This is a genomic window from Bacteroides sp. OM08-11 (assembly GCF_003438665.1).
Classification (GTDB): Bacteria; Bacteroidota; Bacteroidia; order Bacteroidales; family Bacteroidaceae; genus Bacteroides; species Bacteroides cutis.
On record NZ_QSTJ01000005.1, the window covers coordinates 100948 to 120547 of the forward strand.

General features: G+C 38.4%; 17 protein-coding genes and 1 tRNA gene. 5 read left to right on the forward strand and 13 right to left on the reverse strand.

Annotation, left to right across the window (positions count from 1 at the left end; translation table 11 throughout):
• Together DXC10_RS10540 and DXC10_RS10545 are read right to left on the reverse strand one after the other, a co-directional pair.
• Window positions 1-366, reverse strand: a complete 366-nt coding sequence (locus tag DXC10_RS10540) for a diacylglycerol kinase family protein (protein ID WP_101542898.1) — start codon at window positions 364-366, stop codon at window positions 1-3.
• A 36-nt stretch (window positions 367-402) separates the two neighbouring features.
• The gene (locus DXC10_RS10545; protein ID WP_117737850.1) at window positions 403-2622 is read right to left on the reverse strand and encodes a bifunctional (p)ppGpp synthetase/guanosine-3',5'-bis(diphosphate) 3'-pyrophosphohydrolase; all 2220 of its coding nucleotides are present in this window, start codon (window positions 2620-2622) and stop codon (window positions 403-405) included.
• A 105-nt stretch (window positions 2623-2727) separates the two neighbouring features.
• On the opposite strand from DXC10_RS10545, the gene DXC10_RS10550 reads away from it, so the two are divergent.
• Window positions 2728-4245: a DUF4301 family protein gene (locus DXC10_RS10550; RefSeq protein ID WP_117737851.1), complete on the forward strand. Its 1518-nt coding sequence runs from the start codon at window positions 2728-2730 to the stop codon at window positions 4243-4245.
• A gap of 180 nt (window positions 4246-4425) precedes the next feature.
• Complete coding sequence (gene purT / locus DXC10_RS10555; protein WP_101542895.1) at window positions 4426-5592, forward strand: formate-dependent phosphoribosylglycinamide formyltransferase; 1167 nt, start codon at window positions 4426-4428, stop codon at window positions 5590-5592.
• A 94-nt stretch (window positions 5593-5686) separates the two neighbouring features.
• On the opposite strand, the gene DXC10_RS10560 is transcribed toward purT, so the two are convergent.
• Both DXC10_RS10560 and ispE read right to left on the reverse strand, forming a co-directional pair.
• A complete protein-coding gene (locus tag DXC10_RS10560) occupies window positions 5687-6172 on the reverse strand; it encodes a PepSY-like domain-containing protein (protein ID WP_101542894.1) in 486 nt (161 codons plus the stop codon).
• A 71-nt stretch (window positions 6173-6243) separates the two neighbouring features.
• Window positions 6244-7074 (reverse strand): 4-(cytidine 5'-diphospho)-2-C-methyl-D-erythritol kinase, encoded by an 831-nt coding sequence (gene ispE / locus DXC10_RS10565; RefSeq protein ID WP_117737852.1) that lies wholly within the window; start codon window positions 7072-7074, stop codon window positions 6244-6246.
• 206 nt (window positions 7075-7280) lie between these two features.
• Here ispE and dnaB point away from each other — a divergent pair, with 206 nt between their 5' ends.
• A complete protein-coding gene (gene dnaB, locus DXC10_RS10570; RefSeq protein ID WP_117737853.1) occupies window positions 7281-8855 on the forward strand; it encodes a replicative DNA helicase in 1575 nt (524 codons plus the stop codon).
• A 102-nt stretch (window positions 8856-8957) separates the two neighbouring features.
• On the opposite strand, the gene DXC10_RS10575 is transcribed toward dnaB, so the two are convergent.
• Window positions 8958-9031 (reverse strand) — tRNA-Arg (locus DXC10_RS10575).
• 329 nt (window positions 9032-9360) lie between these two features.
• On the opposite strand from DXC10_RS10575, the gene DXC10_RS10580 reads away from it, so the two are divergent.
• The gene (locus tag DXC10_RS10580) at window positions 9361-10074 is read left to right on the forward strand and encodes a tetratricopeptide repeat protein (RefSeq protein WP_101542891.1); all 714 of its coding nucleotides are present in this window, start codon (window positions 9361-9363) and stop codon (window positions 10072-10074) included.
• 71 nt (window positions 10075-10145) lie between these two features.
• Here the strand turns inward: DXC10_RS10580 and DXC10_RS10585 are convergent, their stop codons facing one another.
• Genes DXC10_RS10585 through DXC10_RS10595 form a run of 3 tightly spaced genes read right to left on the reverse strand, consistent with a single transcriptional unit; the run spans window position 10146 to window position 13333 of the window.
• Window positions 10146-12155, reverse strand: a complete 2010-nt coding sequence (locus DXC10_RS10585; protein ID WP_187120678.1) for an alpha amylase C-terminal domain-containing protein — start codon at window positions 12153-12155, stop codon at window positions 10146-10148.
• A 30-nt stretch (window positions 12156-12185) separates the two neighbouring features.
• A complete protein-coding gene (locus DXC10_RS10590; RefSeq protein ID WP_101542889.1) occupies window positions 12186-12632 on the reverse strand; it encodes a YhcH/YjgK/YiaL family protein in 447 nt (148 codons plus the stop codon).
• Window positions 12633-12667: 35 nt separating this feature from the next.
• The gene (locus tag DXC10_RS10595) at window positions 12668-13333 is read right to left on the reverse strand and encodes a DUF2461 domain-containing protein (protein ID WP_101542888.1); all 666 of its coding nucleotides are present in this window, start codon (window positions 13331-13333) and stop codon (window positions 12668-12670) included.
• 297 nt (window positions 13334-13630) lie between these two features.
• Between DXC10_RS10595 and DXC10_RS10600 the strand changes: the two genes are divergently transcribed.
• Window positions 13631-13861 carry a hypothetical protein gene (locus DXC10_RS10600; RefSeq protein WP_117737855.1) on the forward strand — a complete coding sequence of 77 codons (231 nt, stop codon included), beginning with the start codon at window positions 13631-13633 and terminating at the stop codon, window positions 13859-13861.
• Between the two features lie 95 nt (window positions 13862-13956).
• Here the strand turns inward: DXC10_RS10600 and DXC10_RS10605 are convergent, their stop codons facing one another.
• From DXC10_RS10605 to DXC10_RS10625, 5 genes are all read right to left on the reverse strand, one after another.
• The gene (locus DXC10_RS10605) at window positions 13957-15654 is read right to left on the reverse strand and encodes an alpha-amylase family protein (RefSeq protein ID WP_117737856.1); all 1698 of its coding nucleotides are present in this window, start codon (window positions 15652-15654) and stop codon (window positions 13957-13959) included.
• A 30-nt stretch (window positions 15655-15684) separates the two neighbouring features.
• Window positions 15685-16494, reverse strand: coding sequence for a patatin-like phospholipase family protein (locus tag DXC10_RS10610; protein WP_117737902.1), 810 nt, complete (start codon window positions 16492-16494; stop codon window positions 15685-15687).
• A 174-nt stretch (window positions 16495-16668) separates the two neighbouring features.
• Complete coding sequence (locus DXC10_RS10615) at window positions 16669-18201, reverse strand: 4Fe-4S dicluster domain-containing protein (protein WP_117737857.1); 1533 nt, start codon at window positions 18199-18201, stop codon at window positions 16669-16671.
• A gap of 33 nt (window positions 18202-18234) precedes the next feature.
• The gene (locus tag DXC10_RS10620; RefSeq protein WP_370448215.1) at window positions 18235-19248 is read right to left on the reverse strand and encodes a DUF362 domain-containing protein; all 1014 of its coding nucleotides are present in this window, start codon (window positions 19246-19248) and stop codon (window positions 18235-18237) included.
• Window positions 19202-19597 carry a phosphoribosyltransferase gene (locus tag DXC10_RS10625; RefSeq protein WP_101542883.1) on the reverse strand — a complete coding sequence of 132 codons (396 nt, stop codon included), beginning with the start codon at window positions 19595-19597 and terminating at the stop codon, window positions 19202-19204. Before DXC10_RS10625 ends, DXC10_RS10620 begins: the two co-directional genes overlap by 47 nt.
• Window positions 19598-19600: the final 3 nt, after the last annotated feature.

A 19600-nucleotide genomic window follows, 5' to 3' on the forward strand; every position in this document is an offset into this window, starting at 1 on the left:
TTATAAATTTATAAAGTACGGTATAAATATAATAAGTCCTATGATTGCCGCTGTGGTAGCACATATCAATACTGCTCCAGCGGCAATATCTTTAACTTGTCCAGCAATAGGATGTTGTTCAGGAGATACCAAGTCCACTAATCTTTCAATAGCTGTATTGAATAACTCTGCGGTAATTACAATGCCGATACACAGAGCGATAATGATCCATTCCATTTGTGTGATATCTAGAATAAGTCCCGCAATAATTACTATCGCCGAGGTAATGAGATGGAAGCTTAAATTTTGTTCTTTCCCTACGCAACTTCTAATACCTTTCCAGGCATAACCGAAACTTCGTAATTGTTTTTTTAAATTATACTTCATAATTAGCCGTAGAACTTTATAAATAGAAATTATCACTTAATTTCTTGAAACTTGCTTCACTCCTTTTACCGTTCTTATCTTTTTGATAAGTGTTTCAAGTCTTCCCGTATCACCAACCAACACAGTCAAAGTGCCAGAGAATAAACCATCATGCGAATCAATTCCGATACTTCGCAGGGTAATGGCTGTTTCTTTTGAAATAATAGATGTGATATTGGTAACAATACCGATATCGTCGTGTCCTACAATACGTAAAGTAATGGGGTATTGTGCTCCTTGCGATTTTCCTGCCCAACGGGCTTTCACAATACGATATCCGAAACGTTGATGCAGATCACTTGCATTAGGGCAATCTTTGCGATGTATCTTGATACCTCCACTTACAGTGACGAAACCGAAGACCTCATCTCCATAAATAGGATGACAACAACGGGCAAGAGTGAAATCCAATCCTTTCAGATTCTGATCAATGACAAGTACATCTTCTTTGGCTGATGTCTCTTCCGGTAAAACCGGTTGTAAATTGTACCCTTCTGCACTACGATAAATAATATCGTCACGTGTATCGTTTTCCCGTTTTTGCTGCTCAATGTATTTATCAAGTATGTCATTTACATCAAGAGTCTCGTCAGCTATGCTCTGGTAGAAATCTGTTACCACTTTATATCCGAGACGTTTGATAAGGCGCATCATTGTACCTTCATCATATTCGATCTTCCGGTTTTTAAATTTACGTTCCAGTGTTTCTTTGGCAAAGGCATGTTGGCGCGAAACCATTTCTTTCAGCGCTTGTCTTATCTTTGTGCGGGCCTTTGAAGTAGTTACGATATTCAGCCAATCTTGTTTCGGAGTCTGTGTATTGGAAGTCATTATTTCTACCTGATCTCCACTATTCAGTACTTGTTTCAGCTGTACATTTTTTCCATTTACCTTGGCGCCAATACATTTACATCCTAATTTACTATGGATGTGGAAAGCAAAATCCAGTACCGTAGCTCCTTTGCCGAGTTTGAATAAGTCTCCTTTGGGTGTAAAAACGAAAACCTCATCTTCATATAAATCCAATTTAAACTGATCCATAGCTTCCAACCCGTTACTGTCAGAATTTTCCAAAGCTTCCCGTACGGAAGTTAACCATTCGTCCAGTCCGCTTTCACCTTTTACACCTTTATAGCGCCAATGGGCTGCTAGACCACGTTCGGCTATGTCGTCCATGCGCTCGGTGCGTATTTGTACCTCCACCCATTTGCCTTCGGGACCCATCACGGTGATATGCAGAGATTCATATCCGTTACTTTTAGGAACAGAGAGCCAGTCGCGTAAGCGTTTTGGATTGGGTTGGTACATGTCTGTCACAATAGAGTATGCCTGCCAACATTCTAACTTTTCTTTCTCTAGTTGGGAATCCAGTATCACACGGATTGCGAATAAGTCGTACACACCTTCAAAAGGGCATTTTTGCTTTTTCATCTTCTGATAGATGGAATGGATGGATTTTGTACGTCCCTTGATGTGAAAAGTCAGTCCTGCTTCTTGCAATTTTTTCTGTACCGGAGCAATGAAAGCTGCGATATATTTGTCACGCGAAGCTTTCGTCTCGTTCAGTTTCTCTTTAATATGATAATATACTTCTTTTTCGGTATATTTCAAAGAAAGATCCTCAAGTTCAGATTTTAGTTTATACAAACCGAGCTTATGGGCGAGGGGAGCATAGAGATAAGCCGCTTCATTAGCGACTTGTCGACGTGCTTCGTCATTTTCACAATCTTTAATTTGCCGCATAATGTTTACACGGTCGGCAATCATAATGAGAATAACCCGCATATCTTCGGCAAAAGAAAGTAACAGATTACGGAAATTCTCGGATTCGATAGTCGGGCTTTTAGAGTAAAGTTCATTGACACGAATTAATCCTCGAATGATGCCTGCTACATCTTCACCATAAATATGTTCTACTTCTTCAGTAGTACAAGTGCCGCAACGCACGGAGTCATGAAGCATAAGTCCAAGAATGGACGCACGTTTCATTCCGATTTCTTCCGCTACGATAACTGCGGTCTGCATATCTTTTATTACTGGGTTCAGACCAAAGGTATCCCGTTGTATGCGGTTGTTTTGTATAGAATTGACAAGATGTGTTTTCAATTTTCTGCAGTCGCCTTTCAGTAACGTTTCTCCGGAAAGCTGCAATAATTTTCGATAGAGAGAAAAGAGTAGGTCCTTTTCTCCGGTAGTGAAAAATTCATCTGTTTCCATAATCGTCCGTATTTTATGCTGTAAAGGTAGTTTTTTTCTTCTTTTTCTTGAGGGCGGTTGTGGTTTTTTTGTATTTTTGGGCATCAATTAATAAAATTAGATATTATGATAACACTCCAAGACAAAGAATTACTTGCCAAAAAGGGGATCAGTGAACAACAGATTGTCGAACAGTTGGCTTGTTTTGAAAAAGGTTTCCCGTATTTGAAGTTATTTGCCGCTGCATCTCTAAAACAAGGTATATTGGCTCCTGATGTTGACGAGCAAAAGAAATATTTGGATGCTTGGGAAGTATATACCCAAACGGATAAAATAGTTGTTAAGTTTGTTCCTGCATCAGGTGCAGCAAGTCGTATGTTCAAGAATATGTTTGAATTTCTTGGAGCTGATTATGATATACCTCAGACTGATTTTGAAAAAAAATTCTTTGAGAAAATCGAGAAATTTGCTTTTTATGATGATTTGAATACAGCGTGTCGTCAGACAACTGGAAAAGATATTCCTATGTTGTTGATTGAAGGTAATTATAAGGCTGTAGTTGCCGCTTTGCTAGAAGCTGCCGGACTGAATTATGGAGCGTTACCGAAAGGGTTGTTGAAATTCCATAAGTATGAAGACGGAAGCCGTACTCCACTGGAGGAACATTTGGTGGAAGGTGCGCTTTATGCTGCCAATAAGAATGGAAAAGTGAATGTTCATTTTACGGTGTCTCCCGAACATCGTGCTTTATTCAAAGCGTTGGTTGATGAGAAGGCTGCTTCTTACGCTAAGAAATATGGCGTAGACTATAATATCAGTTTCTCAGAACAGAAACCCAGTACAGATACGGTTGCTGCCGATATGGAGAACAAACCTTTCCGTGACAATGGTAAGCTCTTGTTCCGCCCGGGTGGGCACGGTGCACTGATTGAGAACTTGAACGACCTTGATGCTGATGTGATTTTCATTAAAAATATAGATAATGTAGTACCTGACAAACTGAAAGGTGATACTGTGCTATATAAAAAACTGATTGCTGGTGTACTTGTTAGTTTGCAGCAACAGGCTTTTGCCTATTTGCAATTATTGGATAGCGGTAAATATACACATGAGCAAATTCTTGAGATTTTGCAGTTCCTGCAAAAGAAGTTATTCTGTAAAAATCCGGAGACAAAGAATTTGGAAGATGCTGAACTGGTGATTTATTTGAAGCAGAAGTTGAATCGCCCGATGCGTGTTTGCGGTATGGTGAAGAATGTGGGAGAACCCGGTGGCGGTCCGTTCCTCGCTTACAACAGTGATGGTACCATTTCTCTGCAAATTTTGGAAAGCTCTCAGATTGACATGGATGACGCAGAAAAGAAAGAAATGTTTGAGAAAGGTACGCATTTTAATCCTGTGGATTTGGTTTGTGCGGTACGCGATTATAAAGGACATAAATTTGATCTCGTAAAATATGTAGATAAAGCGACAGGTTTCATATCCTATAAGTCCAAGAATGGTAAAGACTTGAAAGCTCTTGAACTTCCCGGACTTTGGAATGGTGCCATGAGCGATTGGAATACGGTATTTGTAGAAGTTCCTTTGAGTACATTCAATCCGGTTAAGACGGTGAATGATTTGTTGAGAGAACAACATCAATGAGGGACTGGCAGTGAGTTAACTTTATTGTTGGAATGAAGTTAACTGAAGGGGTGCTAATATGTTAATATCATAATTACGGGAAGTTAACTTTATATAGTGGATGAAGTTAACTTCCCGTATTTCTTTTATCTCGTTTTTTCTCCCTATCTTTGCAATAATTTTATAAAAACTGATACTGAAATGAAAAAGATTTTACTTTTAGGTTCCGGTGAATTGGGTAAGGAATTTGTAATTGCTGCCCAACGTAAAGGTCAATACATCATTGCTTGTGACTCATATGCCGGAGCACCCGCCATGCAGGTGGCAGACGAATACGAAGTGTTCAGTATGCTGGATGGCGATGCATTAGAACGTGTGGTTCATAAACATCAGCCGGATATTATTGTACCGGAAATAGAAGCTATCCGTACAGAACGTTTATATGATTTTGAGAAGGAAGGTATTCAGGTAGTTCCCAGTGCGCGGGCCGTTAATTTTACGATGAACCGTAAGGCTATCCGGGATCTTGCTGCTAAAGAGCTGGGGTTGAAAACTGCTAAATATTTCTATGCCCAATCATTGGATGAATTGAAGGCTGCTGCCGAAAAAATTGGTTTTCCTTGTGTGGTAAAACCGTTAATGTCTTCTTCCGGTAAAGGACAGTCGCTTGTGAAGAGTGCCGATGAATTGGAACATGCATGGGAATATGGATGTAATGGTAGTCGTGGTGATATCAAAGAACTTATCATTGAAGAGTTTATCAAGTTTGATAGTGAGATAACTTTGCTCACTGTTACCCAGAAGAATGGTCCTACTCTGTTCTGTCCTCCTATCGGGCATGTACAGAAGGGGGGAGATTATCGAGAGAGTTTTCAACCGGCGCATATCGATCCTGCCCACTTGAAAGAAGCGCAAGAGATGGCGGAAAAAGTGACCCGTGCTTTAACAGGTGCCGGTCTTTGGGGAGTGGAATTCTTTCTCAGTCATGAGAATGGGGTTTATTTCTCCGAATTGTCACCACGTCCGCACGATACAGGTATGGTTACTTTGGCAGGAACACAAAATCTCAATGAGTTTGAACTTCATTTGCGTGCTGTCTTAGGTTTACCTATCCCGGGTATCAAGCAGGAACGTATGGGAGCGAGTGCGGTTATTCTTTCTCCTATTGCCAGTCAGGAACATCCCAACTATCGTGGTTTGGAAGAAGTGACGAAAGAAGAAGATACTTATCTGCGTATATTTGGTAAACCTACTACCCGTTTAAACCGCCGTATGGGAGTTGTACTTTGTTATGCACCATTGGGGGATGATCTTGATGTGTTGCGTGACAAAACTAAAAAGATCGCAGCGAAAGTAGAAGTGTATTAAAGTATACTGAAGAGGGATATATTTATTTCAGGTGCAATTCCATAGAGAAAACAAATAAATTCGTGTTATCTGTGAAATTTGCACCCGAAATGTATTATTCAAACAGTCCGGGGTAGATTTCTCCTCCTAGTTCACTCGTATTTATACTATTTGCCAACTTACCATCCGATGAGTAGAATAATTGGAACTCTTCATCGGAATTATACCCTTCTACTTCTATAAGAATTACAGTGGGATGTTTAGGAAAAGTCACAATTCTTACATCTTTTAGTCTCATAGAAGACCAAGTACTTTTCATAAATGCTTCTGCGACGGGAACAGGGATTTTCTCCAACGATTCAACATCATTTGTAGTCATCACCCATTCTCCGTTAGTATCGAACCACACATCTATTTCATGATGATCCATCACAAAATCTGCGGTATAATATCCGCCAATTTGTTCCCATTCCACATTGGAAACTTTGGGATACATATTTCTAAATGCAGTCTTTACCTTTAGAGGAAGACTATCGGCAAAGGCTGTTGTAGAAAGTACTAACAGTAAACTTGTCAATAAGTAAAATCTATTTTTTTTCATAATCAGGTTGTTTTTAAGTTCTATTAAAACAATGCTGATTATTTTTTGTTTAGTAAGGTTACCTTGTTTTGCTATATAGTCAGTTCTCCTTTATAAAAGAGTGAATTTTTCCCCAAACTTATTTCCGGCAGTAGGGTATCTGGCTTGAACAATCCGTAAACAGAAGAACCGGAACCGCTCATTGATGCATAGACTGCCCCCAGTTTGTACAATTCTTCCTTTATTTCTCTTATAACTGGGAATTGTGGGAAGACACTTTCTTCAAAATCATTGAACATATATTTCCTCCATTCTTCAATGGGTAACTGTACGATTTCTTTTAAAGATATTTGAGGATGACATGGCCTTATTTTTGAAAAGGCATCACGCGTAGAGACAAAGATATCCGGTTTTACCAATAAGAACTTATACTCTCTTAATGACAATGGAATAGGGGAAAATATATTTCCGATACCTTCGGCATAGGTGGGTTTATTTTTTATGAAGAAAGCGCAATCTGCGCCTAAACGGGCAGCATATTCTTCCAAAACTTCATCGGTAAGGTTCAGGCAAAATTTTTTATTCAGTAATTTCAACATAAAGGCTGCGTCGGCCGATCCTCCACCTAGACCGGCTCCCGATGGAATATGTTTGAACAAGTAAATGTCTACAGGAGGAAGATTAAATTCCTCATCCAGCATTTTATATGCTTTCACTACCAGATTATTCTCAGTTTCTCCGATTATTTCTAAACCGGACTGATACAGGCGGAATTTTCCTGTTCCTTTGTTCCATACATTCACTTCTAATGCATCTTCGATAGGTAATGGATAAAATATCGTTTCCAGATTGTGATATCCGTCAGAACGTCTCTCTGTGATATTCAGTCCTAAGTTTATTTTAGCATTTGGAAATATAATCATGATATGAATAACAAATTACGAGTTATAAATTGCACTTATGGAGACAAAGTTAATAAATTCTGTTTATAATAGATTGAAAACTTAACCATAGATTGTGATATCCAATGAATAAAATCGTTTATCTTTGTCCTTCCGTTAATGTTAGAAGAGCTTGTGCTCATAATTTCTATTTGATGATTTGTAATTAATAATTTGTGATAAATAAAGTGGCAGAACAAAGAAGAATAACTCGTACTCCCAAAGGAAAAACACCTCAGCCCGTTAATGACTACGGACGTATCCAGCCGCAAGCACCAGAATTGGAAGAAGCTGTACTTGGTGCTTTGATGATTGAGAAAGATGCTTACTCATTGGTAAGTGAAATTCTTCGTCCGGAATCTTTTTATGAACATCGCCATCAATTGATATATGCTGCAATTACCGATTTGGTGGCTAATCAGAAACCGGTAGATATCCTTACTGTAAAAGAACAACTCTCCAAACGTGGAGATTTGGAAGAAGTAGGTGGTCCGTTCTATATCACTCAGTTGAGTAGTAAAGTGGCTTCTTCAGCGCATATTGAGTATCATGCTCGTATTATTGCTCAGAAAGCTTTGGCACGCGAACTGATAACCTTTACCAGTAATATTCAAAGTAAAGCGTTCGATGAGACTTTGGATGTTGATGACTTGATGCAAGAAGCTGAAGGCAAGTTGTTTGAAATCTCGCAGCAGAATATGAAGAAGGATTATACACAGATTAATCCGGTTATCGCTGAAGCTTATGACCTTATTCAAAAGGCGGCTGCCCGTACCGATGGTTTGAGTGGTCTTGAAAGTGGTTATACCAAATTGGATAAAATGACCTCTGGCTGGCAGAAGTCCGATCTTATCATTATCGCTGCTCGTCCTGCTATGGGTAAAACGGCTTTCGTCCTTTCTATGGCTAAAAATATAGCCGTGAATTTTCGTAATCCTGTTGCTTTGTTCTCTCTTGAAATGAGTAACGTGCAGTTGGTGAATCGTCTGATCTCTAATGTATGTGAAATCCCGAGTGAGAAAATCAAGAGTGGACAGCTTGCCGACTACGAATGGCAACAGTTGGACTATAAATTACGTGATCTGCTTGATGCTCCGCTTTATGTTGACGATACTCCTTCGTTGTCGGTCTTTGAACTTCGTACTAAAGCTCGTCGTTTGGTACGCGAACATGGCGTGAAGATTATTATCATTGACTACCTTCAGTTGATGAATGCAAGTGGTATGTCATTTGGTAGCCGCCAGGAAGAGGTAAGTACCATTTCGCGCTCATTGAAGGGATTGGCCAAGGAGTTGAATATACCGATTATTGCCTTGTCACAGTTGAATCGTGGTGTGGAAAACCGTGAGGGTGAGGAGGGTAAACGTCCACAATTGAGTGATCTTCGTGAATCTGGTGCTATTGAGCAAGATGCCGATATGGTTTGTTTTATTCATCGTCCCGAATATTATAAGATTTATACTTCTGCTGATGGTAGCGACTTACGCGGTATGGCAGAAATTATCATAGCCAAGCATCGTAATGGTGCGGTAGGTGATGTTCGTCTCCGGTTTATTGGCCAATATACTCGTTTTGCCAATCCGGAAGACGATATGGTTATTCCTCCTCCTACGGAAGGTGGAGGAGGAGCAACTTTTGGTTCGCGTATGAATGCACCTATTGGCAGTCCTTCTACACCTCCGCCACCAACTGCTGCTGATTTTCCGGCTCAAACAGATAATCCTTTTGGTGGAGTGGGTATGGATGGTCCCTTGCCATTTTAGTGTGAATATCAAACTCGAAATTGGAAAGGTAGTAAGTTGTTGATACCCAGATAAACGACGAAAGGCAAGCAGTCTTTTTATCGACTACTTGCCTTATCGTTGTGATTCCGTTGCGATTCGAACGCAAGACCCACGCCTTAGAAGGGCGTTGCTCTATCCAGCTGAGCTACGGAACCAGCCTTAATTGCGGTGCAAAGGTACGCTTTTTTATGTAAACTGCAAATATTTATATCTAAAAAATATTCTTGTCGGTAGATAAACTGTTTAACTTTTGGGGAATGGAATTGATGGGTGATTGAATGACAAAGTTTTAGATGCCCGAAACGGATGAATAGAATAAGAATATTGAAAATTAAAATTGGTGGAATAATTAAGAATTGTTTGTGTTTACGTAAAATAACACTTGTTACTACTCTCCTAAAAAACTCAAAAAAGGTAAAAAGGTTTTGTTGCTATGCAATAGCCCACTAACTTTGAAATATCAACTTTTAAAATAAATAAAGCAATGAAAAAATTAATCTTATCTCTTGCACTATGTTGTGCAGCTACTAACTTCTTCGCGCAGAATGCTGACCCTGCTCAATTGGTCAATGAAGGTAAAGCCGCTCTTGAGGCTAAAAATTATCAAGAAGCATACACAAAGTTCAGTACTTATCTTACACAAACTAACAATCAAGATTCTGTTATTGCTTTTAACTGTGGTGTTTGTGCCGATAAAATAAAGAAACCGGCTGAAGCATTAAAATATTTCGATATTGCTGTTCAGAAAAAATATAATTTGGCAAATGCTTATATCGGTAAAGCTGGTGCATTAAAAGATTTGAAGAAAAATGAGGAGTATGTTGCTACTTTGAAAGAAGGATTGGAAGCAAATCCTGGTAATAAGACTTTGACTAAGATGTATGCCACTTATTATGTAAATCAAGGCATTTTGGCGCAAAGATCAAAGAAGGTTAACGAGGCAGAAGAGGCATTCAAACAAGCCCTTACAATTCAACCTGAAAATATTAATGCTTTAAATAGTTTGGGCTCATTGTATTACAGTCAGGGAGCCAATACATTAAAGACTGATGCCGAGAAAGCTAAAGTAGAATTCAAGGAAGCTAAAGAGTATTTGGATAAACTCATCCCTTTGCTTTCAGCTGGCAGTCCGGCTCAAAAGAAAATGATGGATAATGCTAAAACCATGTTGAATTTTATAGATTCTCAGTTGAAATAAGAACTATGAATTAATGTAAAAGAAAGAGGCAGGTGTTTTAAAGATACCTGCCTCTTTCTATTTATACTTAATTATTTAGTCTTTCTCAACACAACTGCTGTACGCGCTGGAATATAAAGTTTCAGCCATTCTTTCTTTTCCTTTTTATACAATGGATCAGAAATGGTGAAATGTTTTATCGTATCGTCAGTAAGTCCGTTACCGCCAAATGAGGGATTGTCTGTATTCAGAATTACTTCGTAACTTCCAGCCGGAACAAGGAAACCATAATCTGTAAAAGATTGCTTTGGGTTAAAGTTGAATACAAATACTAAATCTTTACGCATATAGGCAAATACCTGATCGCCGTCGTTATGCCATATTTCCTGAACAGGAGTAGACTGGAAATTCTTAATACTCTTGATAACACTAAGCATAGCAGCATCGAAGTCTCCCATGTAGTGATAAGTCAAGTTCTGATTATCTACTAAATCCCATTGACGACGGGCATATTTACATGACCAACCGTTACCTTCGCGGGGAAAATCGATCCATTCCGGATGTCCAAACTCATTGCCCATGAAGTTTAGGTAACCACCATTGATGGTACTTGCCGTGAGCAATCTGATCATCTTGTGAAGGGCAATACCACGGGTTACGGTATAGTTCTCATCTCCTTTCTGCATATGCCAATACATATCAGCATCGATCAAACGGAAGATAATCGTTTTATCACCTACTAATGCTTGATCATGACTTTCTGCATACGAGATAGTTTTTTCGTCTTGACGACGATTGGTTACTTCCCAGAACATACTGGAGGGTTTCCAATCCTCATCGATCTTTTCCTTAATGGTTTTAATCCAGTAATCTGGAATATTCATTGCCATGCGGTAATCGAAACCATAGCCACCATCTTCATATTTAGCTGCTAAACCGGGCATACCTGATACTTCTTCAGCGATAGTGATAGCTTTAGGGTTGACCTGATGAATTAAACGATTGGCAAGCGTTAAGTAGCAAATGGCATTATCATCCTGATGGCCATTAAAATAATCTCCGTAATTACAGAATGCTTCGCCTAAACCATGACTATAGTATAACATTGAAGTGACACCATCAAAACGGAAACCATCAAAATGATATTCTTCCATCCAGAACTTGCAGTTGGATAACAAAAAATGAATGACTTCATTCTTTCCGTAGTCAAAACAAAGAGAATCCCATGCCGGATGTTCACGGCGTCCACCTGGATAGAAATATTGATTAGGATCGCCAGCAAAATTACCCAGACCTTCCACTTCATTTTTTACAGCATGTGAATGTACAATATCCATAATAACTGCAATTCCCATTCCATGAGCAGTATCAATTAACTCTTTCAATTCTTCCGGAGTACCGAAACGGGATGATGCTGCAAAGAAACTTGATACGTGATATCCAAAACTACCATAATAAGGATGTTCCTGAATAGCCATAATCTGTATGCAGTTGTATCCGTCTTTAGCAATACGTGGAAGAATTTTTTCTTGAAATTCCTTATAACTGCCTACTTTTTCCTCCTGCTGTGCCATGCCTATATGACATTCATAAATCAACAGCGGATCAGTAGCCGGTTTAAAATTTCGTTTTTTCATTTTGTATGGCTTTTCAGGTGCCCATACTTGTGCACTGAATATTTTTGTTTGCTCATCTTGTACTACCCGGGTAGTCCATGCAGGAATGCGCTCACCACAACCACCATCCCAATGTACCATCAGTTTGTATAAGTCTCCATGTTTTATGGCATCAACTGGAAGTTTAATTTCCCAATTACCATTTACCTTACGTTTAAGACTATATTTCTTCTCTTCTTTCCAGTCGTTAAAAGTTCCAACAAGGAATATCTGACTCGCATTAGGTGCCCATTCACGGAAAATCCAACCATTTTCTGTACGATGCAAACCGAAATAAAGATATCCGGTAGCAAAGTCAGACAACGTTTTCTTTCCCTTGTCAGTCAGTTCAGCCTCTTTATCAAGAGCGTACTGATGACGTCCTTTAATGGCGTCGGCAAAGGGCTCCAACCAAGGATCATTCTTAATCAAATTCAATGTTTCCATAATAGGATGAGTTTTGGGGATTTGATGTATTTATGCTTTAACTTTCACAATAACTTTCTTCACGCCGTCAGGAGTAATACCGGGAGCATGGCCGTCTTGTGGAAAGAAAATAGCAAACATTCCAGGTTTAACTTTAATATAACTTTCAGCCAATCCCTCGAAGAAAGTAATATCTTTTTCGGCATTATAAACAGCATCGGCAGGTATGCAGTCCTTAGCTGCGGTATAACCCATAATTTCTGTTCCCGAAAGTGGTATTTGTATGTCGATAAAATCCTTGTGTGTTTCGAGCTTGGCATCTTCTTTGGTTTTTGGCTTAGTCTGAGCTACATTTACCAACAGATCTTTACCTTTTAATTCGGTTTTGCCTATTTCTAATGTATCCAGATCATGTGATTTCAAGAAATCGATGGCTTGTGCGAATAAAGGATTCAAAGAAGCATATTTTTCAATGTTTTCAAGTTTATCTACTACCATAATCAGAATGTTTTAAGTTAGTTATTATTAGGAAATTATTCAAAGTCGTCTATTGTATAATTTACAAAATCAGAAAATCGTTTCATTTGCTTGAAGATTTCATCCGTACGTTCTAGAAAATCCGGTGTAAGGAAAAAAAAGTCAGGCTGATAGCAAGACACAGTGTATTCTTTACATTGTAAGTACTTTAGATATGGATAATCTTTGGGAAATCCTTTTGGAGCAGTCTTTAAGAAATTTTCTCCGATAACCGGAAAATATTGTTTGAAAACCGGATCTTCGACAATGTCACGAAATTCATCTATATTATCATAAACAGCTTGGCGTAATGCCTTCAATATGGGAGGGGGAGGACAATAACTACCTCCTGCTAACAAGCAATTGTCCGGTTGCAGATGAATGTAGTATCCGCAATGATCAGATTTCTTTCCTTTTGCATTGATGTAACCTCCAAAATGTGTTTTATATGGAGTCTTATCTTCTGAGAACCGCGTATCGCGATAAATCCGGTACGTACAGTCTTTTGCTTCTATGCCTCGAATAGTTTCATCAAACAGGGATATACGGGAAATAATTACTGTCAACAAGTTTTCAAACTCATTACGGGCTGTTTCATATAGACCCCGATGCGCATTAAACCATTCACGGTTATTGTTTGCGGACAGTTCTTTTAAGAATTGGAATATAACAGGGATGTTCATATCATATTTTCCTTATTATCTGCCAAATTTACGGATAATATTTCTAACATACTACAAAGAAGGGTAAAAAAAGCATCGGCTCTGGTAAACCGATGCTCCTTACACATTTATCAATCAAACAGACGCTTCTGTTTTTTGATGTACTTACTTATCACAAGCGGGTACGTCTCCTTTAATTAATCTTATATCTAATACTATGAAAAACACAGATATATAACACGGCTTATTCGGATTTTGTTCACTTGGGTAAGGATAACTTTAGCAATTGTTATATCTTTGCAAGAAAATATGTGAAATATGGAAGAGTATAAATATGATGAAGAAAGCGTTAAGATGTTGATTGAATGGGCAAAGACAACGACTTTCCCACAACAGATCGTTTTAAGTGATTCAGAAAATATTATGAATGTAAAACGATATGTCTTTGCTAATTTAAGTGATATAAATGTACATTATCCGGATGAATTTTATAATCCGGCTATTACTCGGTTGTATCGCCTGAAAGAAAAAATGGAGAAAGGAGAATAAGATATGATATAATAAAACGAAACGAAGAATGTGATCTCATTACTTGAATGAAGAGAAAATTTTCTTCGCTTCGTTATAACTATTAAGATATAGTTCTATAATTTTATTTTCAGAATTTTTCCGCTATATCCTTCTACTGAAATATCTGTGGCTTTATAAGGTAATAAACTGATGTTTTCACTTTTTCCGGTAAGTAAATCTACCGCTTTATATTGATCCATCTGCGGTATTTGCAGGAAATCAAATGCATGAGAGGGAATATTGATAGCAAGATCTACAGAAATATGATCGAAGTTTACAACGAAAAATAGTAAATCTCTTTCATATTTACGTAAGAATGTATATTGTTTATGTTCATTGAAACGCCAACCATTGGTGTTGGCATACATCAGGTCAAAGAAATCACCTTTTGAAATAGCCTTTTCTTCATTACAAAGAGTCAATATCCGTTGATAGATGCCATATAGGTGTTTTTGATCTTCCGTCAGCATCTTTCCATCGAATTTACCTCCGTTACGCCAGCGGCGGATTGTATCTACACTCCAATAATCAAAAATTGTAGTACGCCCGTCTCTACCGCTGAAACCTTCACTATCCATTCCGAGCTCACCAAATTCTTGACCAAAATAAATCATCATTGGGTTGGTATTCATGCAAGCTGATACAATTAATGCAGGAACAGCTTTACGTGGATTACTGGCAAAAAAGTCGGAGGCAATACGTTGTTCATCATGATTTTCAAGGAAATTCAGCATGCGTTTTTCTATGCCACCTAAACTTTGCCAGGAGCGACTGATGGCGGTTGCCGATTCATCTCCGCAGACTATTGCACGGAGTGTATCATAAAGACCTACCTTATCATATAGATAATCGAACTTACCACGGAACAAATAGTTATTATATTCTCTTGGATTATAAACTTCAGCAATGAATAGGAGAGAAGGGTGTTTGATCTTTACTTGCGGAATGGCCCATTCCCAAAACTCGACAGGAACCATTTCTACCATATCGCAACGAAATCCATCAATATTCTTTTCTGCCCAGAACAGCATAATATCCAACATCTTAGGCCATGTATCCGGAATGGGGTTGAAGTGACAAGTTCCCCCATTTTGGTAATCGACTCCGTAATTTAATTTTATGGTTTCATACCAATCATAAATATTAGGGTAGGCGTCGAAACGATTGTTTCCCGTTGCCTTAGCAGGAAATTCCTTATAAGGTTCAGTAGCAGAAGCTTTCATGTCAAACTGTCCATGTAACTCCGACTGAGGAATATAGTAGAAGTTGTTATACGGGCTAAATGCATAATTTGTATCATCATTAGCACCCAATTGTGATGTACCATCAGGTTGGGTATCTGAGTGATATTGACGGGCTACATGGTTGGGGACAAAATCGATGATAACTTTCAAACCACTACGATGGGTACGTTGTACTAGGTTTTCAAACTCTTTCATCCGTTCCGGAACATCTTTTGCCAAATCCGGGTCTATGTCATAATAATCTTTGATGGCGTATGGTGAACCTGCTTTCCCTTTCACAATAGCCGGATGGTCAGGACAGATATTATATCGGCGATAATCAGTTTGGGTAGCATGTTCAATGATACCTGTATACCAAATGTGAGTGATCCCTATTTTTTTTATTTCATTTAATGCTTTTGTCGTAAAATCGGCCATTTTACCACATCCATTTTCTGCGATACTTCCGTTATTGATACAGTGGTTATTATTGTTCCCGAATAAGCGGGTAAACACTTGATAAATTATTAGTTTGTTTTCGTCATTCATTTCTTTTTTATTTAGAATATAGTTGTTTTTTTATTCTTTCCAGATACTTCCCTTATCTACCAAAAGCCTTTTCAAAACATCATTGGCAGTATTATAACCTTGCATGAAGATTTCTTCTGCCTTTTCTAGTTCCGTATTGCTATAACCTTCCAGATTGTAAGGTTCCACTAATAAATCCGCCTTTTCGCGTTCGGCAAAACTGTTGGAACGGAACATGAAATTATAAGATCGCAAGGCGATACTCACAATATTCATTTTATATTTTGTAGCCATTAGAGGGCTGACATTTACTGCTACTACTTTTTCGCATATACGTCGGATAGTGGTCACCGGTAGGTTCATTAATAGTCCACCATCTACATAATGGGTACCGTCAATATTGACTGGGGCGAACAATACAGGCATACAACAAGATGCCGCTATGCGTTCTGCAATATCGCCTTTGTGAAAATGTACCAGACGTCCATGATCCAGATCTGTAGCAGTGATGATCAGCGGTATTTGTAAATCTTCCATTTTTTTTGCCTTCAGATTGGTTTTAAGAAAGTCGATAAATTCACATAATTCAAATAAACCTACTTTGGGGATAACCAACTTGGTAAGATCCTGGAACTTATGTCCGGAGAAATAATCGAGTACTTTGTGTGGTTCATTACCATCAGCATAAAATACTCCTGCCAATGCACCTGCACTGACACCAGAAAGTATATCAGGCTTGATATCGTGTTCCAGTAAAGCCTGCATAACCCCTAAATGGGCAAATCCTTTTATAAAGCCTCCACTCAAAGCATAACCTATCGGATATTTTTTTGTGAACCAGTTATTAGTTGTTACCTCCATGTCAAAATCTTCCATATTGTTCGGCACGAATTTAGTTATTTTATTGAAGGAAGAAAGGAAAATAGAGGAAAAATGTTCAACGATTGGTCTTATAAAAAAGAATCTACTTTTTCTTTTATAAGAGAAGTAGATCCTTTGTTATATTTTGGATAATAAAATACCCCTTATATGTTTTTAAAAGCCGAAATCATCAACTTTTATTTTTTCTTCTTTTATTTCAGTAAATGGATGAGCTTCCTGTTGTACCTTATTCCCTTCAATATGTACGGCACGGAAGGGACGGGCAGGACATACATATTCGCAACCTCCACAGCCTACACAAATATTCGTATCAACATGTGGAATAGTCAATCCGTCTTTGTAAGGTATCATAGAAAGTGCTTGGGTGGGGCAATGTTCTGAACAGGCACCACAACTAGTACCATCAGTGTATACAATACAATTCTCTTCTGTAAATACTACCTTTCCCATTTGTGTTAAATGCTTTTGTTCGATAGTTAATGGTTTAATAGCACCATTGGGACAAACGTCACCGCAAACCGTACAGTCAAAATTACAAAAACCTTTCTCAAAAAACATAGTAGGTTGCATCATTCCGGCAATACCATATTCCATAAAAGCAGGTTTCAATACATGTGATGGACATTTGCTAACACATAAATGACACGATGTACAATGTGTTTGGAAATGTGTGAGACTAATAGAGCCCGGAGGAATTATAGGTGTCTTACGTTTATCGCTCACTTTGCCGGCAACTGTGGCGAGTACGGATTGTGTTTGTGCCATTACTTTGGGGGTAGTTACTGCGGTGGCCATACCTATGAATAGAAAACGACGTTTTGAAGTGTCAGATGTAACTAACTGTTGGCCTTTTTTCAGTGTAGAAGAAGGCAAGGAGTAGACTAATGCACCTTCTTTACAACTTTCCAAGCAGTCAAAACAATCTACACAGCGTGTATAATCTATTTTTTGATTTTTACTGTCAATACAGGATGCCTTGCATTTAGTACCACAAACCATACAGTGTGTACATTTATTCTCATCTATACGGATTTTGAAAAGCGAGAAACGGCTTACAAATCCCAGTAACGTTCCTACGGGACATATCGTATTACACCACATTCTTCCATGTTTCCAGGCTAAATAACCGATTATAAGGAAAGTAACCAATCCGATAATAAATGAAGAAATACTGAGTAAAGAAGCATCTACTTGATAGAATGTGTAGTTATCAAACCGGGAGAAAATGGACTCCAATAGATTATTACCTATCATATAGACAGGTTTGAATATATTAGTAATAATACGTCCGAATGCGCTGTATGGATCCAACAATCCTAATAACACAGTAAATCCACATAAGAATGAACAAACAGCGATGGTCAATACACTCCATCTTACTATATTCTTTGCCGGAGAAAAACGGAAACGTTTCTTTTTCTTTACAGTCTTTTGGGATATCCAGTTTATTATATCCTGCAAGACCCCCATCGGACAGATCACCGAACAATAAATACGTCCCAACAAAAGTGTTAATACAATTAGTATAACCAATGCAATGAAACTAAATGACATCAATGCCGAAACAAACTGGATATGTGCCAATACATGAAATTTGTTGGGTAGTAATTCTGCAAAGTCCAGAAAATAAAATGTTATCAGCCCAAAGATTAAAACAGATAATACAATTCTTACTTTTTTCAACATAAGCTGCTATCTTTTGAGTATGTACTGTCTTAATTAAATCTTGATACGTTTGATATTGAGCTTATCCAAATTCATTGTACCTACATTCAATGCCTGCCCATTAACCAGATGTCTTACCTTGTCAAGAGGCATTTCACGAACTTGATTGAAAAATTTGGCTGCAGCCGTGTCTACAGCAACGATGTCTTGAGAGATAAACAAACCTTTAGTCAATACTACATCAGATGCAGAACGTCCACGTGGACCATTGGTTTTCATAATGCGATAAGCATCTACCACATTCAGTACAGCCTTTTTCTGTAATGTACAGATATCGGCAATACACTGTTGCAAATCGTTTTGATGGAAATAACCACGATCCCATACAATACCCATATGGTTTTTCATGGATATAGTCAGATTGGCACCACCGTGATTTTTTAGAATTGGAACATTGATCCACACATCACTATTCAAGATTGCTTCATGTACCTTGGCGCTTTTCATTTTTTTACCTTTAGGTAGAGATACCGCACGGTAATAACTTTCCAGATGTGCAGGCATTACTTTGGCTCCCGCGGCTTTGGCAGCTGCTTCAATACCGCTGTTCTTATAACATTTCTGCCAGTCATCACAGGTATGATCGAATACGGTAACCTCTTTGGCTCCAGCTTGAAAGCATTGCTTTACAATCTCGGCAACTAATTTAGGATTTGTATTTCCTGCCAGTTCCGGTACTTTATCCCAACCGATATTAGGTTTTATTGCTACTTTCTGTCCCGGTTTGATGAAATTTTTCATACCACCCAGTTCGGTAATGGCACGGCGAAACATTACTTCCGGTTCACCCCCCATTACAGCTACGAGGTCTACCTTATTATCACCGGTATTTGTTAGCGTTTGTGTCAGTATATCCATCGCTTCTATGCGTTGTATAGTCATAGCTGCTCCCGTAACTGCCAATGTTTTCAGGAAATCTCTTCTGTCCATATCCTTTTTAACTTTAAATTCTCTTTTTATTCTACAATATCCACGGAAATTTAAAACATGTTTCGTCAAACAAAGCATAGTCTGCCGTTCCATTTACTGCGAATGTTTTAATCATATGAGCATCTTTTAGTAATTCGCACGCTAACCGAATAGTAGAACCAGTCTTTATGCGATCGTCTACCAGTAGTATGTTTTTCCCTCTAAATTCAAAGTCAACGGGTGCCAACAACTGAGGTGCATCATACTTAGGATGTTGATATTCATCCCTTAGGTTGATACGGAGTAGATGTACTTCCTTTTGTAAACGTTGGTTAATGATACCTGCCGGAACGATTCCGCCATTTGCAATTGCCACAATCATATCAAAATCATCGTGAAACTCGATGGTGCGGAAACGTTCCAACACTTCCTCCATTGTCTTAGCCATTGA